This window comes from Mycobacterium sp. SA01 (assembly GCF_041287105.1).
Lineage (GTDB): Bacteria > Actinomycetota > Actinomycetes > Mycobacteriales > Mycobacteriaceae > Mycobacterium.
The window spans coordinates 103,325-120,896 of record NZ_JBGGNO010000017.1; the positions used below are offsets into that span (position 1 = coordinate 103,325).

Sequence of the window (17,572 nt, forward strand, 5' to 3'; positions counted from 1 at the left end):
CGGCTCGTGACGCTGCCGCGCATCTTCCGCCGCACGCCATCGCTTCGCACCCGGGTCGCGTTCGCGACGGCGATCGGTGCGGCGATCGTCGTCACGATCGTCGGCGCGATCGTCTGGGTCGGGATCACCAACGACCGCCTGGAGCGACTCGACCGACGACTCGACGAGGCGGCGGGCTTCGCCGTCCCGTTCGTGCCCCGCGGCCTCGACCAGATCCCGCCGTCACCCAACGACCAGGACGTGGTGATCACCGTCCGTCGCGGCGATCAGGTCCGGTCCAACTCCGATGTCGTGTTGCCGCGGCTGAACTCCGACTACGGCACCGCCGAGGTCGACGGGGTGCGCTACCGGGTGCGCACTGTCGAACTCTCCTACCCGGAGGCCACCAGCCTGGAGGTGGGCGCCACCTTCGACGACACCATCGCCGACACCAACAATCTGCACCGCCGGGTGCTGATCATCTGTGTGTTCGCCGTCTGCGCCGCAGCGCTGCTGGGCTGGGCACTGGCGACCTTCGCGGTGCGGCCGCTGCGGCGGCTGGCCGCCCAGACCCGGGAGATCCAGGCCGGCGATAAGGCACCCGACGTCGAGATCGGCGGCGCCACCGAGGCGGTGGAGATCGGCGAGGCGATCAAGGGTCTGCTGGAACGGATCTGGACCGAACAGGACCGGACGCAGGCGGCGCTCGCCTCGGCGCGGGACTTCGCCGCGGTGTCGGCCCACGAGCTGCGGACACCCCTGACCGCGATGCGCACCAACCTCGAGGTGCTGGCCACCCTGGACATGACCGACGAGCAGCGCGAGGAAGTGCTCAGCGATGTCGTGCGTACCCAGACCCGGATCGAGGCGACCCTCGGTGCGCTGGAACGCCTTGCCCAGGGCGAACTTTCGACCGAAGCCGACCAGGTCCCGGTCGACATCACCGAGCTGCTCGACCGCGCCGCACACGACGCCATGCGGGTGTACCCCGACCTCGAGGTGACGCTGGTGCCGTCACCGACGTGCATCATCATCGGCCTGCCCGCCGGCCTTCGCCTGGCGGTGGACAACGCGATCGCGAACGCGGTCAAACACGGTGGCGCGACGCGGGTGCAGCTCTCGGCGGTCAGCTCGCGCGACGGCGTGGACATCGCGATCGACGACAACGGTTCCGGCCTCCCGGAGGCGGAACGCACGGCGGTGTTCGAACGCTTCGCCCGCGGGTCGACAGCGTCGCACTCCGGGTCCGGACTCGGCCTGGCCTTGGTTGCACAGCAAGCCGAAATCCATGGCGGCACAGCCGTGTTGGATGACAGTCCGCTCGGCGGTGCGCGCCTGACGCTGCGGCTGCCCGCACCCTCCTAGGTCGCCGGGGTGGCCCCGCAGATCGCGTTGCCACCGTCGATGATCAGGGTGGTGCCGGTGACGTAGGACGCCCCGGGGGTGGCCAGGAAGGCGACGCCGGCCGCCACCTCGTCGGCGCTGGCCGAGCGTCCGATCGGGGTCGCGTTCCCGGCGGCGACCTCCGATGGCAGCTGGGCGGCCGTCGCGATCCACCCGGGCAGCACGAGGTTGGCGGTGATGCCGTTCTTGGCGTAGTCGACACTCATCGAACGTGTCATCCCCAGCATCGCGGCTTTCGCGGTGTGATATCCGACGTCGCCGGTGTAGGCGGTCAGCACGCCGGCCGTCGAACCGACATGGACCACCCGGCCGTAGCCGCGTTCGACCATTCCGGGCAAGGCCGCCCGGGTGACGAAGAACGCACTGTCGAGATTGCGCCGCAAGGCAAGTGACCATTCCTCGTCGGTCATCACCATCAGCGAATTCGGCTCCTCGGGGCTGTTCACCGAGGCCAGACCGGCGTTGTTCACCAGGATGTCGAGCTTGCCGAACGCGACTTCGGTGGCCTCGACCAGACCGTCCGCCGCATCGCGGTCGAACAGGTCGGCGATGTGGGCCTGCGCCCGGATACCCTCGGCGGCGAGCTCCTCGGCTCGCTGGTGCACCCGATCCGTGGTACCGGTCACCATCACCGCCGCCCCCAGTTGACCCAGCAGCCGCGCCGAGGCGAAGCCGATACCGAGCTCACTGCTCGATCCGGTGACCAGAGCCACCTGACCGCTCAGATCGAACGCGCTTGGCGTAGCGGGCATTGCGCTTACTCCCTCTGTAGTTCAGCTGTACGACGCCGACACTAGGGCGTCACCGCGCACGTTTCTAGGTCGAACGTCCAAAACTTGGACGTTCGTACAAGGTGGTAACCGTCATGTCACACAGTCGAAATCAGCCGACCTGAGACTTGCCCGATGAAACTCACGTCGGGAATCGCACCGCTGGCGCTCGTCGCGCTGCTGTTCGCCGGGACGGCATGCTCAGGAAAGACCAACAGCCCCAACAACACTGCCGCCGAGGCGTCGACGGTGCGCACTCCGCTGATGTCCGACCCGCCGCCGCTGGACCCCGACACGTTCTACCAGCCCGAGGGCTTGCTGATCATGACCTCGACCTACCAGGGGCTGCTCCAGTACGCCCCCGGGACGACGAAGATCGAGCCCTTGCTGGCCACCAAGTGGGACGTCACCCCGGACGGCCTGACGTATACCTTCACCCTGCGCGACGGCGTCAAATTCGCCGACGGCACCCCGTTCGACTCCGCGGCCGCCAAAGCCAGCTTCCAGCGACGGATCGACATGAACGCCGGTCCGGCCTACATGCTCGCCGACGTCAAGGACATGCAGACGCCGGACCCGCACACCTTCGTGGTCACCCTCACCAAACCCGTTGCGCCCTTTCTGGATTACCTCGCGTCCCCGTACGGCCCATTGATGACCAGCCCGACCGCCGTCGCGCAGCACGCCAGCGGCGGCGATCATGCCTCGGCGTGGCTGGCCTCGCACACCGCCGGGACCGGCCCCTACGAGCTGACCGACGCCGTGCAGGCCAGCCACTACACGATGAGCGCGAACAAGAACTACTGGGGCCCGGCGCCGGAGATCACCTCGGTGCAGATGCCGGTGGTGACCGCTTCCGCGGTACAGCGGCTCCAGCTCGGCAACGGCGAGCTCGACATGATCCTGCACGGGCTGTCCAAAGGTGATTACGAAGCCCTGGCCACCGGTCCCGACACCGAGGTGCTGCAGCAGAATGCGCTGATCAAGACCATGGTCATGGTGAATCCGGCGTCGGCGGTCTTCGCCTCGAAGGACGCCCGAGCGGCACTGTCCGCCGCACTCGACCAGAATGCCTTGACCACACAGGTTTTCGGTGCGCAGGGATCGCCGTCCACGCAGTTCTACCCGACCGGGATGATGCCGGACGGGGCAGTGCCCGACACGCACGTCTACGACCCGTCGAAGCTGGCCGCACTCGGCAAGAATGGCGGTGACGTCTCGATCGGCTATCCGTCCGGCGACAGCAGCCTGCAGGACCTGGCCAACCAGACCCAGGTGATCCTGCAGACCGCGGGCTTCAAGGCGACGGTCCGCGACTTCCCGTCGGCACAGCTGTTCGCACTGCCCCAAAACCCGGACCAGCGCCCTGACCTGTTCGCGGAGTCGTGGAATCCTGATGCCGCGCACCCCGATACCTTCTCGCGCATCTACCAGTACACCAACGCGCCGGTGAACATCCAGGGCTGTTCGGTGCCGGAGGCCGACAAGCTCCTCGACGCCGGTAGCGCCGAACCCGACCCGGCGAAATCACAGGCGCTGTATGTCGAGGCAGCCAAGGCCTACCGCGACTCGCTGTGCTGGATCAACCTGACCGATCTGCACAACACGGTGGCCGCCCGCAAGGGTTACTCCGGGTGGCAGAGCCAGCCGGCCTGGATGTGGGACACCGACTTCTCCACCCTCAAGCACCAGGGATGACGGCTGGCACCACCGCTCGCGGTGCGGCGCGCCGAACCGAGATCATCGACGCCGCAATCGAAGTGATGGCACAGGTCGGCCTGGCCGGGCTCTCGATGCGCCTGGTGGCCAACCAGGCCCAGATCCCGCTGGGCGCGCTGAGCTACTACTTCGACGACAAGTCCGACCTGATCGCGCAGGCGTTCGCCCAGTTGTCGGACCGCGAGATCGACCGGGTCGTCGCCACCGCGGAGCGGCTCGAGCCGTCCATGCCCGCCGAGCGGCTCGCCGATCTGGTCGCCGACATGATCATCGACGGGTTCAGTTCGCCACCCGGGGCGATCGTCACCCGCTACGAACTGGTCACCGAGGCCAGCCGCGACGAGCGCCTGCGCCCGATGTTCGAAGCCTGGTACGCGGCAATGATTCCCGCGCTCAGCAGGCTCTTCCGGGACATCGGCTCGGGACAACCTGAACTCGACTCGCGCACCGTGATGGCGGTGATGGCCGGCCTGGAGATCGACAACCTCTACCGCCCGCTGGGCCCGGTGGACAAGCGCCGGATCCGGGCGACCCTGCGCCACGTATTCACTGCAGTGATCGCACTGCACAAGACCTGAGCAACGAAAGGCAGCACCTATGGCAGGCGTCCTGTTCGGTCCGGACATCACCTTTCTCGGCGTCCCCCGATGCGACCTCACCGACGAATCCAGTTATGCCGACGCCGATATCGTCATCCTCGGCGCCCCACTGGACGGCGGCACCAGCTACCGCTCCGGCGCCCGGTTCGGCCCGTCAGCGCTGCGCCAGGCGTGTTACCTGCCGCAGGACGGCTCCCGGCCCAGCCTCGCGCTGCGCGTCGACGGCCTCAAAGACCTGCGCGTCTACGACGCAGGCGACGTGATGCTCTACAGCGGCGACATCGAGCAGGCCGTGAAGATGATCGAGGAGGACGTCTACAAGATCACCGCCGCAGGCGCGATTCCGATCGTCCTCGGCGGTGACCACACCATCGCCTGGCCCGACCATACCGGGGTCGCGCGCCACTACGGGTTCGGCAACGTCTCGATGATCCATTTCGACGCCCATGCCGACACCGGCGACATTCTCAACGGCTCTCTCGTCGGCCACGGCACCCCGATGCGCAGGCTCATCGAATCCGGCGCGCTGCGGGGAGATCGGTTCCTGCAGCTGGGATTGCGCGGATACTGGCCAGACGAGCCCGTACTGCAGTGGATGGCCGCGAACGGCCTGCGGTCCTATGAGATGACCGAGATCGTCGCCCGGGGCCTGGAGCCCTGCCTGACCGAGGCGTTCGAGATCGCCACCACCGACTGCGAGGGCGTGTTCATCTCCGTCGACATCGACGTGTGCGATCCCGGCCACGCCCCCGGTACGGGGACACCTGAGCCTGGCGGCTTCTCGGCCCGCGAACTACTCGACGCCGTTCGGCGCATCTGCTACGAGTTGCCCGTCGTCGGGGTGGACGTGGTGGAGGTGGCGCCACCCTACGACCACGCCGACATCACCGCATTGCTCGGCAATCGTGTTGTCCTGGAGGTCATCTCCGCGATCGCCCGCCGCCGCAAGGACAAGGCGAGCGGCACCACCTGGGATCCGATGCAACCGCTGCTCGCCGGACGCGAGGCGGACGAACAGCTCCGGCTGATCACCGAGGGCGAGCAAGCTCGCCGCCGCGGTGACGGCGGGGCCCGACCACATCACCACCACTGATGTCCGAGACACCCGTCGGCGCCACGCCGTCGACCCAGGTCCCCCGCTACGCGGGCAAGGGCACCTTCGCGCGGATCGCCGACATCCGCGAGGTGGCCGACTACGACATCGCGGTGGTGGGTCTGCCGTTCGACGGCGGCACCTCCTACCGGCCGGGGGCGCGGTTCGGCCCGATGGCGGTGCGCCAGGCGGCGCGTACCCTGCGTCCCGGCTATCACGTCGAATTCGGTGTCGCCCCGCTGGAAGAGGTGCAGATCGTCGACGCCGGAGACGTGACGATCACGCCGTTCGACATCGCGGAAGCCTGCACGCAGATCGAGAACGGTATGCGCGACATCATCGGCCGGCGGGAGCGCAGGTTCGTCGCGATCGGCGGTGACCACACCGTCGCACTGCCGAATCTTCGCGCGCTGCACGCCGTCCACGGGCCGCTGGCACTCGTGCATTTCGACGCCCACCTCGACACCTGGGACACCTACTTCAAGGCGCCGGTCACCCACGGCACCCCGTTCCGCCGGGCGTTCGAGGAGGGCCTGCTCATCGAGGACCACTCGATCCACGTCGGCATCCGCGGCCCGATCTATGACCGGATGGACCTCGAGGACGACGCCCGGATGGGATTCCGGATCATCCGGGCCGGCGACCTCGACGTGATGGGCGTCGAGACTGCCGTCGACGTCGTCGCCCGGCGTGTCGACGACCTGCCGGTGTACCTGTCGATCGACATCGATGTCCTCGATCCCGCCTTCGCGCCCGGCACCGGCACTCCCGAATCCGGCGGGCTGACCTCCCGCGAACTCCTGCGAATGCTGCGCCGTCTCAACGGGATCAACGTGGTCGGGGCGGATGTCGTGGAAGTCGCACCCGCCTACGACCACGCCGAGATCACCTCGATCGCCGCCGCGACGGTGGTCTTCGATCTGTTGAGTCTGATCGTCGCCAACAGCTGAGCGTCAAACAAAGTCTGGAACGTAAGTTCTTTGCGCCCACTGGAATACCTGCCAGGCAGCGACCTCGTCGAACATGTCGTGCACCCGCCGGGCGGCCTCGGCCCCGATCGGCTTGGCGTCGCGCGCCTTCACCTGAACCTCAGCGCTGCGCTCCATCATCAGGAAGTACCCGACCGCCGCATCGACGCTGCCGCCGACGGTCAGCAGTCCGTGGTTGCGCAGAATCGCCGCCCGGGCGCCGCCGATGGCAGCGGCGATGCGCTTGCCCCCGTCGGTCGAGCCGATGTTGACCTCCTCGTCGTCGAAGATCTCGTGATCGTCGAAGAACGCACAGGCTTCCTGCGAGATCGGGGTCAGCTTGGTGACTTCCGCGGAAAATGGTGTGCCGTAAGGGGTGTGGCAATGCGCGGCGGCAACGACGTCGGGGCGGGCCTCGTGCAGCGGGGCGTGGATGTAGTAGGCGGCCACATTGATCTGGCCCCCGTCGACCGTCCCGTCGGCGTGCACCAGCACCAGATCGTCGGGGGTCATGAACCGGAACGGCACCCCGTAGCGGCCGAGCCAGAAAGACTCGGGCTGCTCCGGGTCGCGAGCCGAGATGTGGCCGTCGCCCAGCGAACCCCAGCCCATGGCGCCGAACACCCGGTACGCCAGCGCCAGACGCCGCTTGCGGTGCTCGCGCAATTCGACGGGATCGGTGATCACCGGTTCGCCGGCGTACGGGTCGAGAAAATCGCTCGGGTCAGTCACGATGGTCCTGTTCAATGGTGTCCAAATACGATATCGAAATTGTTCGCCGGCGTCGCGGTGAGCCGAACGGAGCAGAGTGTGTCGAGCCGTCCGCTGGTCCTGGTCATCGCCGAACCCGACCCCGAGCTGCCACCCCCGCCGCTCGCCCTGATCCCGCCCGACGTCGACGTCGTCGAGGTGCACGGGACACCCACTACAGAACAGCTCGCCGATGCCGACGTGCTGTACGTGTGGGACCACCGCTTCGCCGATCTGGCGCCGGTGTTGCGCGGCGCCGACCGGCTGCGCTGGGTGCACGCCGCGTCGGTGGGGGTCAACCGGCTGATCTGCCCTGAGCTCGCCCAGAGCCAGGTCACGCTGACCAGCTCGCGCGGCGTCTTCGACACCTCGATTGCCGAGTGGGTGCTCGCCGCCGTGCTCAGCTTCGTCAAAGGCCTTCCGCACACGCTCGCGCTGCAGCGCGAGCACACCTGGCACTACCGCACCACCGGCCGGCTGGCCGGCAAGCGAGCCGCCGTCATCGGCAGCGGTTCGATCGGGCGAGCCATCGCCGACCGTCTGAGCAGGCTCGATGTTGAGGTGACACTGGTCGGCCGCACCTCGGGTGAGGACCCGCGCTTCGGCGCGATCCGCGGATCCGGCGACCTGAGCGCGGTGGCGGCCGACGTCGACATCCTGGTCGCCGCGGTGCCGCTGACCGCGGCCACCACCGGGCTGATCGACGCGGAGGTGCTGGCCGCGCTGGGGCCGGCCGGCTTCGTGGTCAACGTCGGGCGGGGACCCACCGTGGTCGAGGCCGAGCTCGTCGAGGCGTTGCGGACGGGCGCCATCGCCGGGGCCGCGCTCGACGTGTTCGAGGTCGAGCCGCTGCCCGCGGACTCGCCGCTGTGGTCGATGCCCGGCGTCCTGGTGTCACCCCACATGTCCGGCGATTACGTGGGGTTCGAGATCGACATGATGGACGTGTTCGTCGACAACCTCGGGCGCTGGCTGCGCGGCGAGGAGCTGCGCAACATCGTCGATCCGGGCGTCGGATACGTGCGGGGCTGACGGTGTTTCGGATGGGATAATCCGCTGTTTCGATAATGTATCGAAACAGCCGGTATCGCTCCGTCGTGTTATCAATTGTCCGTCTCCGAATGAATAAAGGTGAGCGATGATCGACGACCTGATGCGACCCGTCATCGGCGCGGGCACCACCGAATACGAGTGGATGACCTGGCCCGAGATCGCGGCAGCCGCTGCCGCCGACGCGCCGGTCGTCATCGCGGTGGGTTCCACCGAACAACACGGGCCGCACCTGCCGGTGAGCGCGGACTGGGTGATCCCACAGACGCTGCTTCGGCTGGCGGCGGCCAAACGTCCGTTCGTGGTGGGCCCGGCACTGCGGCTCGGCTACCGGTCCCGGCCGGCCAGCGGCGGCGGGCAGCAGTTCCCCGGCACGCTGTCGTTGCGCGCCACCACCTTCATCGCGATGATCGAAGACCTGCTCGACGAGTTGATCCGCACCGGATTCCGCCGAATCATGTTGTACAACTGGCACTTCGAGAACACGAACTTCGTCTACGAACCGGCCTACCTGGTGTCAGGCCGCTCCCCCGGCGTGAAGATCGTCGTCGTCGAGAACGCGATGCCCGAGTTCGGGGCGGCCGACCTGGGTGTGCTGTTCCCCGACGGCTTTCCCGGCCTCGCGCTCGAACACGCCGCGGTGATCGAGACGTCCCTGTTCGAATACCTCCGACCCGCCACCGTGCGAATGGATCGCATCGTCGACGACGCACCGGCCAGAAACGTGCCGTGGGACGTCCTGCCGATCGAGGAGTCGATGTCGACCGCCACCGGGGTGCTCGCGTCGGCGACCCAGGCCACTGCCGCCAAGGGTGAGTTGCTGGCCGAGCGGATCGTCGACCACATCGTGTCCATCCTGGACGCCGAGTTCGAGCCGATCGAGCGCGACGCGATGCTGCTGACCGCCGACCGGGACAGCTGACATGACAGGCACAGCCCTGGTCACCGGCGGCGCCACCGGGATGGGCCGGGCCACGGCGTATCTGCTCGCCGCGCGCGGATACCGGGTGGCCATCGACCATCTCGGTTCCGCGGCCCAGGCCGAACAGGTCGCCGGCGACATCGGCGGCATCGCCTACGAGGCCGACGTCGCCGACATCGGGGCCGTCGAGGCACTCGTCTGCGCGGTCGAGTCTGATCTCGGCCCGATCGACGTCGCGGTGGCCTGCGCGGGTTTCGACGTCGACGTCCCGCTGGCGGAGGTCACCGAAGACCTGTGGCACCGCAGCCTCGAGGTGATGCTCGGCGGCTGCGCCAATGTGATCGCGACCGTCGGGCCACGGATGCGGGCGCGACGACGGGGCTCCATAGTCGGGATCTCCTCGGAGCTGGCCCTGCTCGGCGACGAGAACCATGTGCCGTACGTGACGGCGAAGTCGGCCATGATCGGGCTGGTTCGCTCGATCGCCCGCGAGTACGGCCCGGATCAGGTGCGCGTCAACATCGTGTGCCCGGGTCCCACCGACACCGCGATGCTCACCGAGCGGTGGCGAGGCGAGGACTACCGGAACAGCATCGCGCTCAACCGATTCGGCACGCCCGACGAACTGGCCCGCGCGATCGTCGACGTCGCCGAGTGGACCTGGCTGACCGGCCAGGTGATCTCGCCCAACGGCGGCGTGGTGATCCAGTGAGCGGGCAGATTGCATTGGTGACCGGTGCCGCGGGCGGAATCGGCCGCGCGATCGTGGCGGCGCTGGCCGACGCGGGCTGGACCGTCGTCGCCACGGACCTCCCCGATACCGGCGAGATCCCCGGCGCCGCAACGACAATCCCCGTCGATCTGCGCGGCCGGGCCGCATGCCACGCACTGGTGGACGCCGTCATCGCCGGATTCGGCCGGCTCGACCTGCTGGTGAACAACGCCGCCACGATGACGGTCGTCGAACCGACTCCCGCCACGATGGAGCTGTGGTGGCGCGATATCGAGGTGAACCTGTCCTCGCCGCTGTGGCTGACCCAGGCCGCGGCGCCGGCGCTGCGAGAGGCCGGCGGGCAGGTGGTGAACATGTGCAGCATCTCCGGGCTGCGCGGCGAACCGGGCTTCAGCGCCTACGCGGCCAGTAAAGCCGGCCTGCTCGGGATGACCCGTTCGCTGGCCCGCGAACTGGCCCCGGACGTGCGGGTCAACGCGGTCGCCCCGGGCCCCACCGACACCGAACAACTTCAGCGCGACGCCGAGTTTCGCGGGGTCAGCCTGCCGCAGATGCACCGCGAGTACAGCGCCGACATGCCGATCGGACGGCTGATCCAGCCCGGCGAGGTGGCCGACGTGGTGCGCTTCCTGGCCGGCACGCGATCGTTCACCGGCGAGTGCGTACAGATCAACGGGGGGATGTTGATGTCGTGAGAAGCGAATTCGACCGGCGAGGCGACATTCTCGTCGTCGCGGCCCGGCTGTTCGCCGAGCGCGGGTATCTCAACACCACGATGACCGAGATCGCCCGCGCCTGCGGACTCGGGCAGTCGTCGCTGTATTACTGGTTCCGGCAGAAGGAAGACATCCTGCTGGGCCTGCTCGCCCTCAACCGGGTCTCGCTGGACTTCGCCCGGCAGATGGTGGCTGCGACGGGCTCACCCGCGGTGCGGCTGTTGCGCCTGCTGCGATTGGACATCGGCGAGCTGTGTTCGGCAGCGGTCGACATCTGCGAGGTCGAGGTGCTCGCCGAAGCGCAGCCCGAGGTATTCGCCGAGTTCTGGGCCGACACCGCGGAGCTGCACGAGCAGATGGCCACGCTCATCGGCGAGGGCATCGCCTGCGGCGAATTCATCGACTGCGACCCGGAATTCGCCGCACTCAACATCTGCGCCGCCGAAGAGGGTGTGCAGCGCCGCTACCGGAACTCCGCGGCCCACGCACCCGACGGCACCAGCCCGTTCCGGCACCCGAACTACTCGCGTGAGCACATCGCCGAGGAACTGGCCGCCCTGCTGGTGCGCGGCCTGCTGCGCGACCCATCGACGCTGCCCGCCCTTCGAGCGCGGGCAGACGACGCCGACGACGCCGGGTATGCGGCTAGCGGGTGGCCAGCAGGTCGATGACGAAAATGAGCGTCTTGCCGGACAATTGGTGTCCGCCGCCGGCCGGGCCGTAGGCCTGCTCGGGCGGGATCGTCAGCTGACGGCGGCCGCCCACCTTCATGCCGGGGATGCCGTCCTGCCAGCCCTGGATCAGCCCGCGCAGCGGGAACGAGATGGACTCCCCGCGGTTCCACGAACTGTCGAACTCGGCACCGGTGTCGTACTCGACCCCGACATAGTGGACATCGACGACGGCGCCGGCCTTGGCCTCATCGCCGTCGCCGACCACCAGATCCTTGATGACCAGTTCGGTGGGCGCCGGGCCGTCGGGGAATTCGATCTCGGGTTTGCTCGTCACCGCTCACACAGTAGTCGCTCACGCGCTGCTGACCGAGCGTTCCACCCGCCCGTCCGTACCGCGACGCTCCCGCGCGGTGACCGTCGACGTCGTGGCCGTCAACCGCACCCGGTCGGCGCGGAACAGGTCATAGGCGTATTCGAACGGCCGGTCGGCGGCGTCCCGGGTGATCCGGGTGATCGCCACCAGCGGTCGCCGGTGCGCGATGCCGAGCCAGTCCGCTTCGCGCGGGCTGGCGCTGACCACCTCGATGGTCTCGCTGGACGTCGCGGGTACCAGGCCGTAGCGAACGGCGAACAACTCGTACAGCGAGCCGCCGAGCGGCTGCTCCAGCAGATCGATCACGTGCTCGGCGACGAAGCACGAGAAGTCCACCGACAGCGGCACCCCGTCGGCGAAGCGGAGCCGCCGGATCGCGAAAACGTCTTCGCCGGGCCCGATTTCCAGCGCGGTGGCCTCGGCGGCAGTGGGCGGCCTGCGGTCGGTGGCCAGCACCCGGGTCGCACTGGTGTGCCCGCCGCTGCGCAACCGCGCGGGCAGGCCCGCCAGCTCGGCGGCGTTGCGTTGCACGACGTCGGCGCGCACGAACGTTCCGCCGTTGCGCCCGGTCCGCCGTTCCAGCACCCCGGCACGGCTCAACGGCAGCAGCGCGCTGCGCAGCGTGGAGCGGGACACCTCGAAGCGATCGGCCATCTCGCGTTCGGTGCCCAGCCGGGAGCCGGGCCGCAGGGTGCCCTGGGCGAGCATCGACAGGATGCGCCGTCGCACATCCTCCGCGATCGGGCCCCCCTCCGACTCCTCCATCGGACTAGCTGTTCAGGGCATCCGGCGATTCGGGCAGAACCTGACCGCCGTCCACGGCGATCGCCTGACCGGTGATGTAACCGGCCTCCACGGTGGCCAGGAAGGCGGCCAGATGGCCGATGTCCTCCGGCGTGCCCAGGGCCCCCGCCGGGATCGCCTTGGTCATCCCGGCGATGTAGTCCTCGCCCATGTCCGCCAGACCCTCGGTGAAGATGTTGCCCGGCAGCACGGCATTGACGGTGATCCCGTGCGGCGCCAATTCGATTGCGGCAGTGCGCATGAAGCCGAGCTGAGCGGCCTTCGACGCCCCATAGTGCGACCATCCCGGAAAGCCGGTGATCGGACCGGTGATCGACGATGTCAGAATCACCCGACCGCGTCCGGAGGCGATCAGGGCGTCCAGGCAGGCCTGCACGGTGAAGACATTGCCCTTGACGTTGATGTCGAGGACCTCGGTCAGTTGGGCCGGCGTCATCGTGGCCAACGGCGCCTCGGGGAAGATCCCGGCGTTGGCGCAGACGACGTCGATGCCGCCGAATGCGTCGATGACCGAGGCGGCCAGGTCAGCGCACGCCACCGGATCGGTGACATCGGTCTGGATTCCCAACACCTTTCCGCTGCCCAGCGCGTCCAACTCCGCGACCGCCGAGTCCAGTTCGGTGGTCGAACGCGCGGCGATCGCGACATCGGCGCCTGCCGTGGCGAACACCGAGGCGATGCCGCGCCCGATGCCCTTGCTGCCACCGGTGACCACCACGGACGTCGACTGCAGATCAAACACGCGTATCTCCTTGCCTAGAAAGGGTTTCAAACCCGGGATCCGAAGATCGCATCCTGCAACCAGGTGCGGTCCTCCAGATACCGTTGCGCCAGCCGGGCGGTGTTGGGGGCGAAGTCGTCGCCGAGCTCAGCCGCCGCATCGGCGTCGGCGTGCGAGGCGATCCAGGCGGTCAGGTTGATCCGGCGCAGCATCACGAACGTGGGAACGAGCGCCAAGTGGTCGGCAGGCAGCGATCCGGCTTCGAAGTAGCCGGTGAGCCACTCGGCGATGATCCGCTCACCCGCCGGGGTGTCCTCGATGAACGACACCGCGGCGCCCAGATCGGCCAGGTACCACGACCACCCGCAGTCGTCGAAGTCGATCACCGTGATGCCTGCGCTCGCATCGGTCGGATCGACCATCAGATTGGCCAACCGCAGATCGGCGTGAACAAGTCCGAATCGGTCGGGCGCCGAACCGAAATCGGTGAGCTTTGCCGCGATGTCGTCGGCGGCGCGCTGGATCACAGCCCGGTCATCGTCGGTGAGGCCGGGCGCCAGACGCCAATTACCCCATCGGGCGTCCGGACCGAGAATGGTGTCGAGGTCCCAGCGGAACCGGGTGAACGAGTGGGGGAACGTCCAGTTCCTGGCGTGCTCGTGCATGACGGCGGTGAGCCTGCCGAGCTGCTCGAAGCCGATGACGTCGGGATCGTCCTCCGCAGTACAGCCCGCGACAAAGGTCACGGCGTCGACGTGCAGGACATCGCCGTCGACCTCGGCGGCCACGACGTCGGTTCCGTCGCGGGCGGCGATCAGCTCCGGCGTCAGCACCGACGTCTCCCGGCGCAGAGCCTGCATCCATGCCAGCTCGGAGCGGATCGCCTCCAGCGAGTGATAGCCCGGCCGGTGTACCCGCAAGACGATCGGCTCGTCGTCCTCGACCAGGTAGGTGGCGTTCTCGGACAGGCTGAGCAGCCGCAGCGGCGTGGTGTCTGCGCGACCGTAAGCGGGCAGTGCTGCACGCGCGAAGAACTCATGAGTCGGCGGCAGTCCCGGCATGGCACCAGTGTGGACCATAACGGGGGGTCGAGCAGACCAAATCCGCATATTTAACGTCCTTGTTTCGTGGCAGGGTTTTGGGAAACACACAGGAAACATCACTTGCGTATTGCCCGTAAGTTCCTGTTGACCAGGTCATCTGGCGGGGGTAACAATGTCGTCGTCGCACCACAAAGCCGTGCCGACATCGTCATCACCCCCCGGCCTCAGTTGCAACCGGGAAATACCAGACCAAATAAATGGCACGACCCCAGTCACAGTCGAGATGGGAATCCACACAATGAGCGACACCATCGATCCGCCGGCCCCGGCCGGAAGCGAAGCCAAATCCGAAACCGTCCAGCGGCTCAAGCCCAACGCGGTCGGTCTGATCGGCGTCCTGTTCATGGCCGTCGCGACCGCCGCGCCGATCACCGCCATGGTGGGCAACGTGCCGATCGCGGTCGGATTCGGTAACGGCGCCTATGCCCCGGCCGGCTACTTCGTCGCCACGATCGTGCTGACGTTGTTCGCGATCGGGTATGCCGCGATGAGCAAGCACATCACCGCAACCGGCGCCTTCTACGGCTACATCTCACACGGGCTGGGCCGGATCGTCGGGTTGGGCGCAGGCTTCCTGACCGCCATGGCCTACATGGTGTTCGAAGCGTCGCTGATCGGTATCTTCGCCTTCTTCGGCAACGACACCTTCAATTCACTGTTCCACGTGAACATCCCGTGGATCGTGTTCGCCATCGGCATGCTGGTGGTCAATCTGGTCCTGACCTACTTCGACATCAACGTCGCCGCCAGGGTGCTCGGGGTCTTCCTGATCACCGAGATCGTCATGCTGTCGTTGATGGCACTCTCGGTGCTGTTCACCGGTGGCGGCCCGCAGGGCTGGTCATGGGGATCGCTCAACCCGCTCAACGCTTTTCAGAACCTGAGCGGCTCGGTGGCCGGAGCCGACGGCAGCATGCTCACGGTGGCCGGCTCGGCAGGCATCGGCCTGTTCTTCGCGTTCTGGTCCTGGGTCGGCTTCGAGTCCAGTGCGATGTACGGCGAGGAGTCCAAGAACCCGAAGAAGATCATCCCGATCGCGGTGATCAGCTCGGTGGTCGGGATCGGCGTGTTCTACGTCCTCATCTCCTGGCTGGCGATCGTGGGCACCGGTCCGCAGAACGCCATTGCGCTGGCGCAGGATTCGGCGACCGCCGGTGACATCTTCTTCGGGCCGGTCGGTGCGCACCTGGGCACCTGGGCTGTCGACCTGTTCAAGATCCTGTTGATGACCGGTTCGTTCGCCTGCGGCATGGCATTCCACAACTGCGCTGCCCGCTACATCTACGCGATCGGTCGCGAGAACGTCATCCCGGGCATGCGCAAGACACTGGGCGCCACCCACCCGACGCACGGATCGCCGCATATCGCCGGGCTGGTCCAGACCATCTTCGCGACCGTCGTCGTGCTGTTCTTCGCGCTCACCGGCCGTGATCCGTACACCGGTCTGTACGGGTTGATGGCTCTGCTCGGCACCACCGCGATCATGATCGTCCAGGCGCTGGCCGCCTTCTCGGTGATCGCCTACTTCCACGTCGGCAAGAACCATCCGGAGACAGCCAACTGGTTCCGGACGTTCCTGGCTCCCCTGCTCGGCGGCCTGGGCATGCTCTACGTGATCTACCTGCTGGCCAAGAACGCATCATTCGCGGCCGGCACGGCGTCCAGCGACTGGGTGTTCGAGATCATCCCCTACGTGGTGGGTGTCGTCGGCATCGGTGGCATCGTGCTGGCGGTGGTGCTGAAATACACATCGCCGCAGCGCTATTCGGAGCTCGGCCGGACAGTGCTCGAAGAGGCGCACGAGCGCCAGTGAGTGCAGTCACGGGCCGCGACAACGAGAAAGTAGCGCTATGAGCTTTTCCAACATCATGGATTCCAACAGCTACTCGGCGGACCATCCGGTCGATCCCGCCACCGAATCGTTGATCGCGGCCCGTGACCGCATCCTGGGCCCGGCCTACCGGCTGTTCTACCAACGCCCGGTGCACCTGGTCCGCGGTGAGGGCACCCGGCTCTACGACTCCGACGGCGCCTGCTACCTGGACGCCTACAACAACGTCGCCAGCGTCGGGCACTGCCACCCGCATGTGGTGGAGGCCGTCACCCGCCAGCTGTCCACCCTCAACACCCACACCCGCTATCTGCACGGCGGCATCGTCGACTACAGCCAGCGCCTGCTGGACACTCTGCGGTCCGAGGGACCCCACGAGATCGACCAGGTGATGTACGCCTGTACCGGCTCCGAGGTCAACGACCTGGCCCTGCGCGTCGCCGAAATGTACACCGGCGCAAAGGGTGTCATCGTGACCACCGACGCCTATCACGGCAACACCGCCGCCGTCACGGCGATCTCGCCGTCCATCGGCGGGGCCACCGTGCTCGGTGAGCACGTCCGCACGGTCCCGCCACCGGACAGCTACCGGCTGCCCGCGGACGAACTCGCCGACCGGTTCACCGCCGACGTCGTCACCGCCATCGACAAGCTGGTCGCCAGCGGCGCAGGGTTCTCCGCCCTGATCGTCGACACGATCTTCTCCTCCGACGGCATCTACCCGGACCCCTCGGTGCTGGCGCCCGCGGTGGCGGCGGTGCATCGCGCCGGCGGCGTATTCATCGCCGATGAGGTGCAGCCCGGCTTCGGCCGCACCGGTGACGCGATGTGGGGCTTCATGCGCCACGGCGTCGTGCCGGACCTGGTCACGATGGGCAAGCCGATGGGCAACGGCATGCCGATCGCGGCGATGGCGGCTCGCTCGGAGGTGCTCGACGCCTTCGCCCGCGAGGTCCCGTACTTCAACACCTTCGGCGGCAATCCCGTGACGGTGGCCGCGGCGGCCGCCGTCCTGGACGTCATCGAGGACGAGAAGCTGATGCGCAACGCCGCCGAAGTCGGCACGCAACTGCGCACCGAGTTGACGCGCCTGGGCGCCGATCATCCGCGCATCGGCGACGTCCGCGGCACCGGGCTGTACGTCGGAGTCGAGATGATCGACGAGACCGGCGCACCCGACCGGGCCGGCGCGCGGGCATTGGTCAACGCCATGCGCGAGCGGCGGGTGCTGATCTCGGTGTGTGGGCGCGACGGGAACGTGCTGAAGATCCGTCCGCCGATGGTGTTCTCGAGCACCGATGTGGACTGGTTCTGCACCGAGTTCGCCGGTGCCCTCGCTTCGCCGTTCTGACTCGCTTCCGTC

Annotated in this window: 18 protein-coding genes; 12 read left to right on the top strand and 6 right to left on the bottom strand. The window is 67.7% G+C overall.

The window, feature by feature from the left end; translation table 11 throughout:
* Positions 1 to 6 precede the first annotated feature (6 nt).
* Positions 7 to 1,344 (top strand): HAMP domain-containing sensor histidine kinase, encoded by a 1,338-nt coding sequence (locus AB4879_RS10575; RefSeq protein WP_102808748.1) that lies wholly within the window; start codon positions 7 to 9, stop codon positions 1,342 to 1,344.
* Here AB4879_RS10575 and AB4879_RS10580 read toward each other — a convergent pair.
* Positions 1,341 to 2,135, bottom strand: coding sequence for an SDR family NAD(P)-dependent oxidoreductase (locus AB4879_RS10580; RefSeq protein WP_370507554.1), 795 nt, complete (start codon positions 2,133 to 2,135; stop codon positions 1,341 to 1,343). The two genes, AB4879_RS10575 and AB4879_RS10580, sit on opposite strands and share 4 nt — an antisense overlap.
* 153 nt (positions 2,136 to 2,288) lie before the next feature.
* Between AB4879_RS10580 and AB4879_RS10585 the strand changes: the two genes are divergently transcribed.
* The 4 genes from AB4879_RS10585 to speB (AB4879_RS10600) are packed head-to-tail and all read left to right on the top strand — an operon-like array spanning position 2,289 to position 6,514.
* On the top strand, positions 2,289 to 3,851 hold the full coding sequence (locus tag AB4879_RS10585) for an ABC transporter substrate-binding protein (RefSeq protein WP_370507555.1): 1,563 nt from the start codon (positions 2,289 to 2,291) through the stop codon (positions 3,849 to 3,851).
* Entirely contained in the window at positions 3,848 to 4,450 is a 603-nt protein-coding gene (locus AB4879_RS10590) for a TetR/AcrR family transcriptional regulator (RefSeq protein ID WP_102808751.1), read from the top strand. The genes AB4879_RS10585 and AB4879_RS10590 overlap by 4 nt, the downstream gene beginning before the upstream one ends.
* Before the next feature lie 19 nt (positions 4,451 to 4,469).
* A complete protein-coding gene (gene speB, locus AB4879_RS10595; protein WP_102808752.1) occupies positions 4,470 to 5,564 on the top strand; it encodes an agmatinase in 1,095 nt (364 codons plus the stop codon).
* Positions 5,564 to 6,514, top strand: a complete 951-nt coding sequence (gene speB, locus AB4879_RS10600; protein ID WP_102808753.1) for an agmatinase — start codon at positions 5,564 to 5,566, stop codon at positions 6,512 to 6,514. Before speB (AB4879_RS10595) ends, speB (AB4879_RS10600) begins: the two co-directional genes overlap by 1 nt.
* 3 nt (positions 6,515 to 6,517) lie before the next feature.
* Here the strand turns inward: speB (AB4879_RS10600) and AB4879_RS10605 are convergent, their stop codons facing one another.
* A complete protein-coding gene (locus AB4879_RS10605) occupies positions 6,518 to 7,264 on the bottom strand; it encodes a class II aldolase/adducin family protein (protein ID WP_370507556.1) in 747 nt (248 codons plus the stop codon).
* A gap of 78 nt (positions 7,265 to 7,342) precedes the next feature.
* On the opposite strand from AB4879_RS10605, the gene AB4879_RS10610 reads away from it, so the two are divergent.
* The 5 genes from AB4879_RS10610 (at position 7,343) to AB4879_RS10630 (ending at position 11,374) form a co-directional block, all read left to right on the top strand.
* Positions 7,343 to 8,314: a D-2-hydroxyacid dehydrogenase gene (locus AB4879_RS10610; protein ID WP_370507557.1), complete on the top strand. Its 972-nt coding sequence runs from the start codon at positions 7,343 to 7,345 to the stop codon at positions 8,312 to 8,314.
* Between the two features lie 106 nt (positions 8,315 to 8,420).
* On the top strand, positions 8,421 to 9,254 hold the full coding sequence (locus tag AB4879_RS10615; protein WP_370507558.1) for a creatininase: 834 nt from the start codon (positions 8,421 to 8,423) through the stop codon (positions 9,252 to 9,254).
* A 1-nt stretch (position 9,255) separates the two neighbouring features.
* Positions 9,256 to 9,966, top strand: coding sequence for an SDR family NAD(P)-dependent oxidoreductase (locus AB4879_RS10620; RefSeq protein ID WP_370507559.1), 711 nt, complete (start codon positions 9,256 to 9,258; stop codon positions 9,964 to 9,966).
* The gene (locus AB4879_RS10625) at positions 9,963 to 10,682 is read left to right on the top strand and encodes an SDR family NAD(P)-dependent oxidoreductase (RefSeq protein WP_370507560.1); all 720 of its coding nucleotides are present in this window, start codon (positions 9,963 to 9,965) and stop codon (positions 10,680 to 10,682) included. The genes AB4879_RS10620 and AB4879_RS10625 overlap by 4 nt, the downstream gene beginning before the upstream one ends.
* A complete protein-coding gene (locus AB4879_RS10630) occupies positions 10,679 to 11,374 on the top strand; it encodes a TetR/AcrR family transcriptional regulator (RefSeq protein WP_158249041.1) in 696 nt (231 codons plus the stop codon). The genes AB4879_RS10625 and AB4879_RS10630 overlap by 4 nt, the downstream gene beginning before the upstream one ends.
* On the opposite strand, the gene AB4879_RS10635 is transcribed toward AB4879_RS10630, so the two are convergent.
* From AB4879_RS10635 to AB4879_RS10650, 4 genes are read right to left on the bottom strand one after another with little or no spacing between them, the layout of a single operon-like run.
* Positions 11,349 to 11,711 carry an FKBP-type peptidyl-prolyl cis-trans isomerase gene (locus tag AB4879_RS10635; protein WP_102808758.1) on the bottom strand — a complete coding sequence of 121 codons (363 nt, stop codon included), beginning with the start codon at positions 11,709 to 11,711 and terminating at the stop codon, positions 11,349 to 11,351. The genes AB4879_RS10630 and AB4879_RS10635 overlap by 26 nt on opposite strands.
* 18 nt (positions 11,712 to 11,729) lie before the next feature.
* Positions 11,730 to 12,515, bottom strand: a complete 786-nt coding sequence (locus tag AB4879_RS10640) for a GntR family transcriptional regulator (protein ID WP_102808759.1) — start codon at positions 12,513 to 12,515, stop codon at positions 11,730 to 11,732.
* Between the two features lie 4 nt (positions 12,516 to 12,519).
* On the bottom strand, positions 12,520 to 13,296 hold the full coding sequence (gene fabG / locus AB4879_RS10645) for a 3-oxoacyl-ACP reductase FabG (protein ID WP_102808760.1): 777 nt from the start codon (positions 13,294 to 13,296) through the stop codon (positions 12,520 to 12,522).
* Between the two features lie 26 nt (positions 13,297 to 13,322).
* Complete coding sequence (locus tag AB4879_RS10650) at positions 13,323 to 14,336, bottom strand: phosphotransferase enzyme family protein (RefSeq protein ID WP_370507561.1); 1,014 nt, start codon at positions 14,334 to 14,336, stop codon at positions 13,323 to 13,325.
* A 280-nt stretch (positions 14,337 to 14,616) separates the two neighbouring features.
* Here AB4879_RS10650 and AB4879_RS10655 point away from each other — a divergent pair, with 280 nt between their 5' ends.
* Together AB4879_RS10655 and AB4879_RS10660 are read left to right on the top strand one after the other, a co-directional pair.
* The gene (locus tag AB4879_RS10655) at positions 14,617 to 16,191 is read left to right on the top strand and encodes an APC family permease (RefSeq protein WP_102808762.1); all 1,575 of its coding nucleotides are present in this window, start codon (positions 14,617 to 14,619) and stop codon (positions 16,189 to 16,191) included.
* A gap of 37 nt (positions 16,192 to 16,228) precedes the next feature.
* The gene (locus AB4879_RS10660; protein WP_370507562.1) at positions 16,229 to 17,560 is read left to right on the top strand and encodes an aspartate aminotransferase family protein; all 1,332 of its coding nucleotides are present in this window, start codon (positions 16,229 to 16,231) and stop codon (positions 17,558 to 17,560) included.
* The last annotated feature ends 12 nt before the right edge of the window (positions 17,561 to 17,572 follow it).

What these genes read in the sequence shown, in the direction of transcription:
- AB4879_RS10580 (WP_370507554.1), bottom strand. Translation starts at nt 2,135, where the DNA reads ATGCCCGCTACGCCAAGCGCGTTCGATCTGAGCGGTCAGGTGGCTCTG.
- AB4879_RS10585 (WP_370507555.1), top strand. Translation starts at nt 2,289, where the DNA reads ATGAAACTCACGTCGGGAATCGCACCGCTGGCGCTCGTCGCGCTGCTG.
- AB4879_RS10590 (WP_102808751.1), top strand. Translation starts at nt 3,848, where the DNA reads ATGACGGCTGGCACCACCGCTCGCGGTGCGGCGCGCCGAACCGAGATC.
- speB (WP_102808752.1), top strand. Translation starts at nt 4,470, where the DNA reads ATGGCAGGCGTCCTGTTCGGTCCGGACATCACCTTTCTCGGCGTCCCC.
- speB (WP_102808753.1), top strand. Translation starts at nt 5,564, where the DNA reads ATGTCCGAGACACCCGTCGGCGCCACGCCGTCGACCCAGGTCCCCCGC.
- AB4879_RS10615 (WP_370507558.1), top strand. Translation starts at nt 8,421, where the DNA reads ATGATCGACGACCTGATGCGACCCGTCATCGGCGCGGGCACCACCGAA.
- AB4879_RS10620 (WP_370507559.1), top strand. Translation starts at nt 9,256, where the DNA reads ATGACAGGCACAGCCCTGGTCACCGGCGGCGCCACCGGGATGGGCCGG.
- AB4879_RS10640 (WP_102808759.1), bottom strand. Translation starts at nt 12,515, where the DNA reads ATGGAGGAGTCGGAGGGGGGCCCGATCGCGGAGGATGTGCGACGGCGC.
- AB4879_RS10650 (WP_370507561.1), bottom strand. Translation starts at nt 14,336, where the DNA reads ATGCCGGGACTGCCGCCGACTCATGAGTTCTTCGCGCGTGCAGCACTG.
- AB4879_RS10655 (WP_102808762.1), top strand. Translation starts at nt 14,617, where the DNA reads ATGAGCGACACCATCGATCCGCCGGCCCCGGCCGGAAGCGAAGCCAAA.
- AB4879_RS10660 (WP_370507562.1), top strand. Translation starts at nt 16,229, where the DNA reads ATGAGCTTTTCCAACATCATGGATTCCAACAGCTACTCGGCGGACCAT.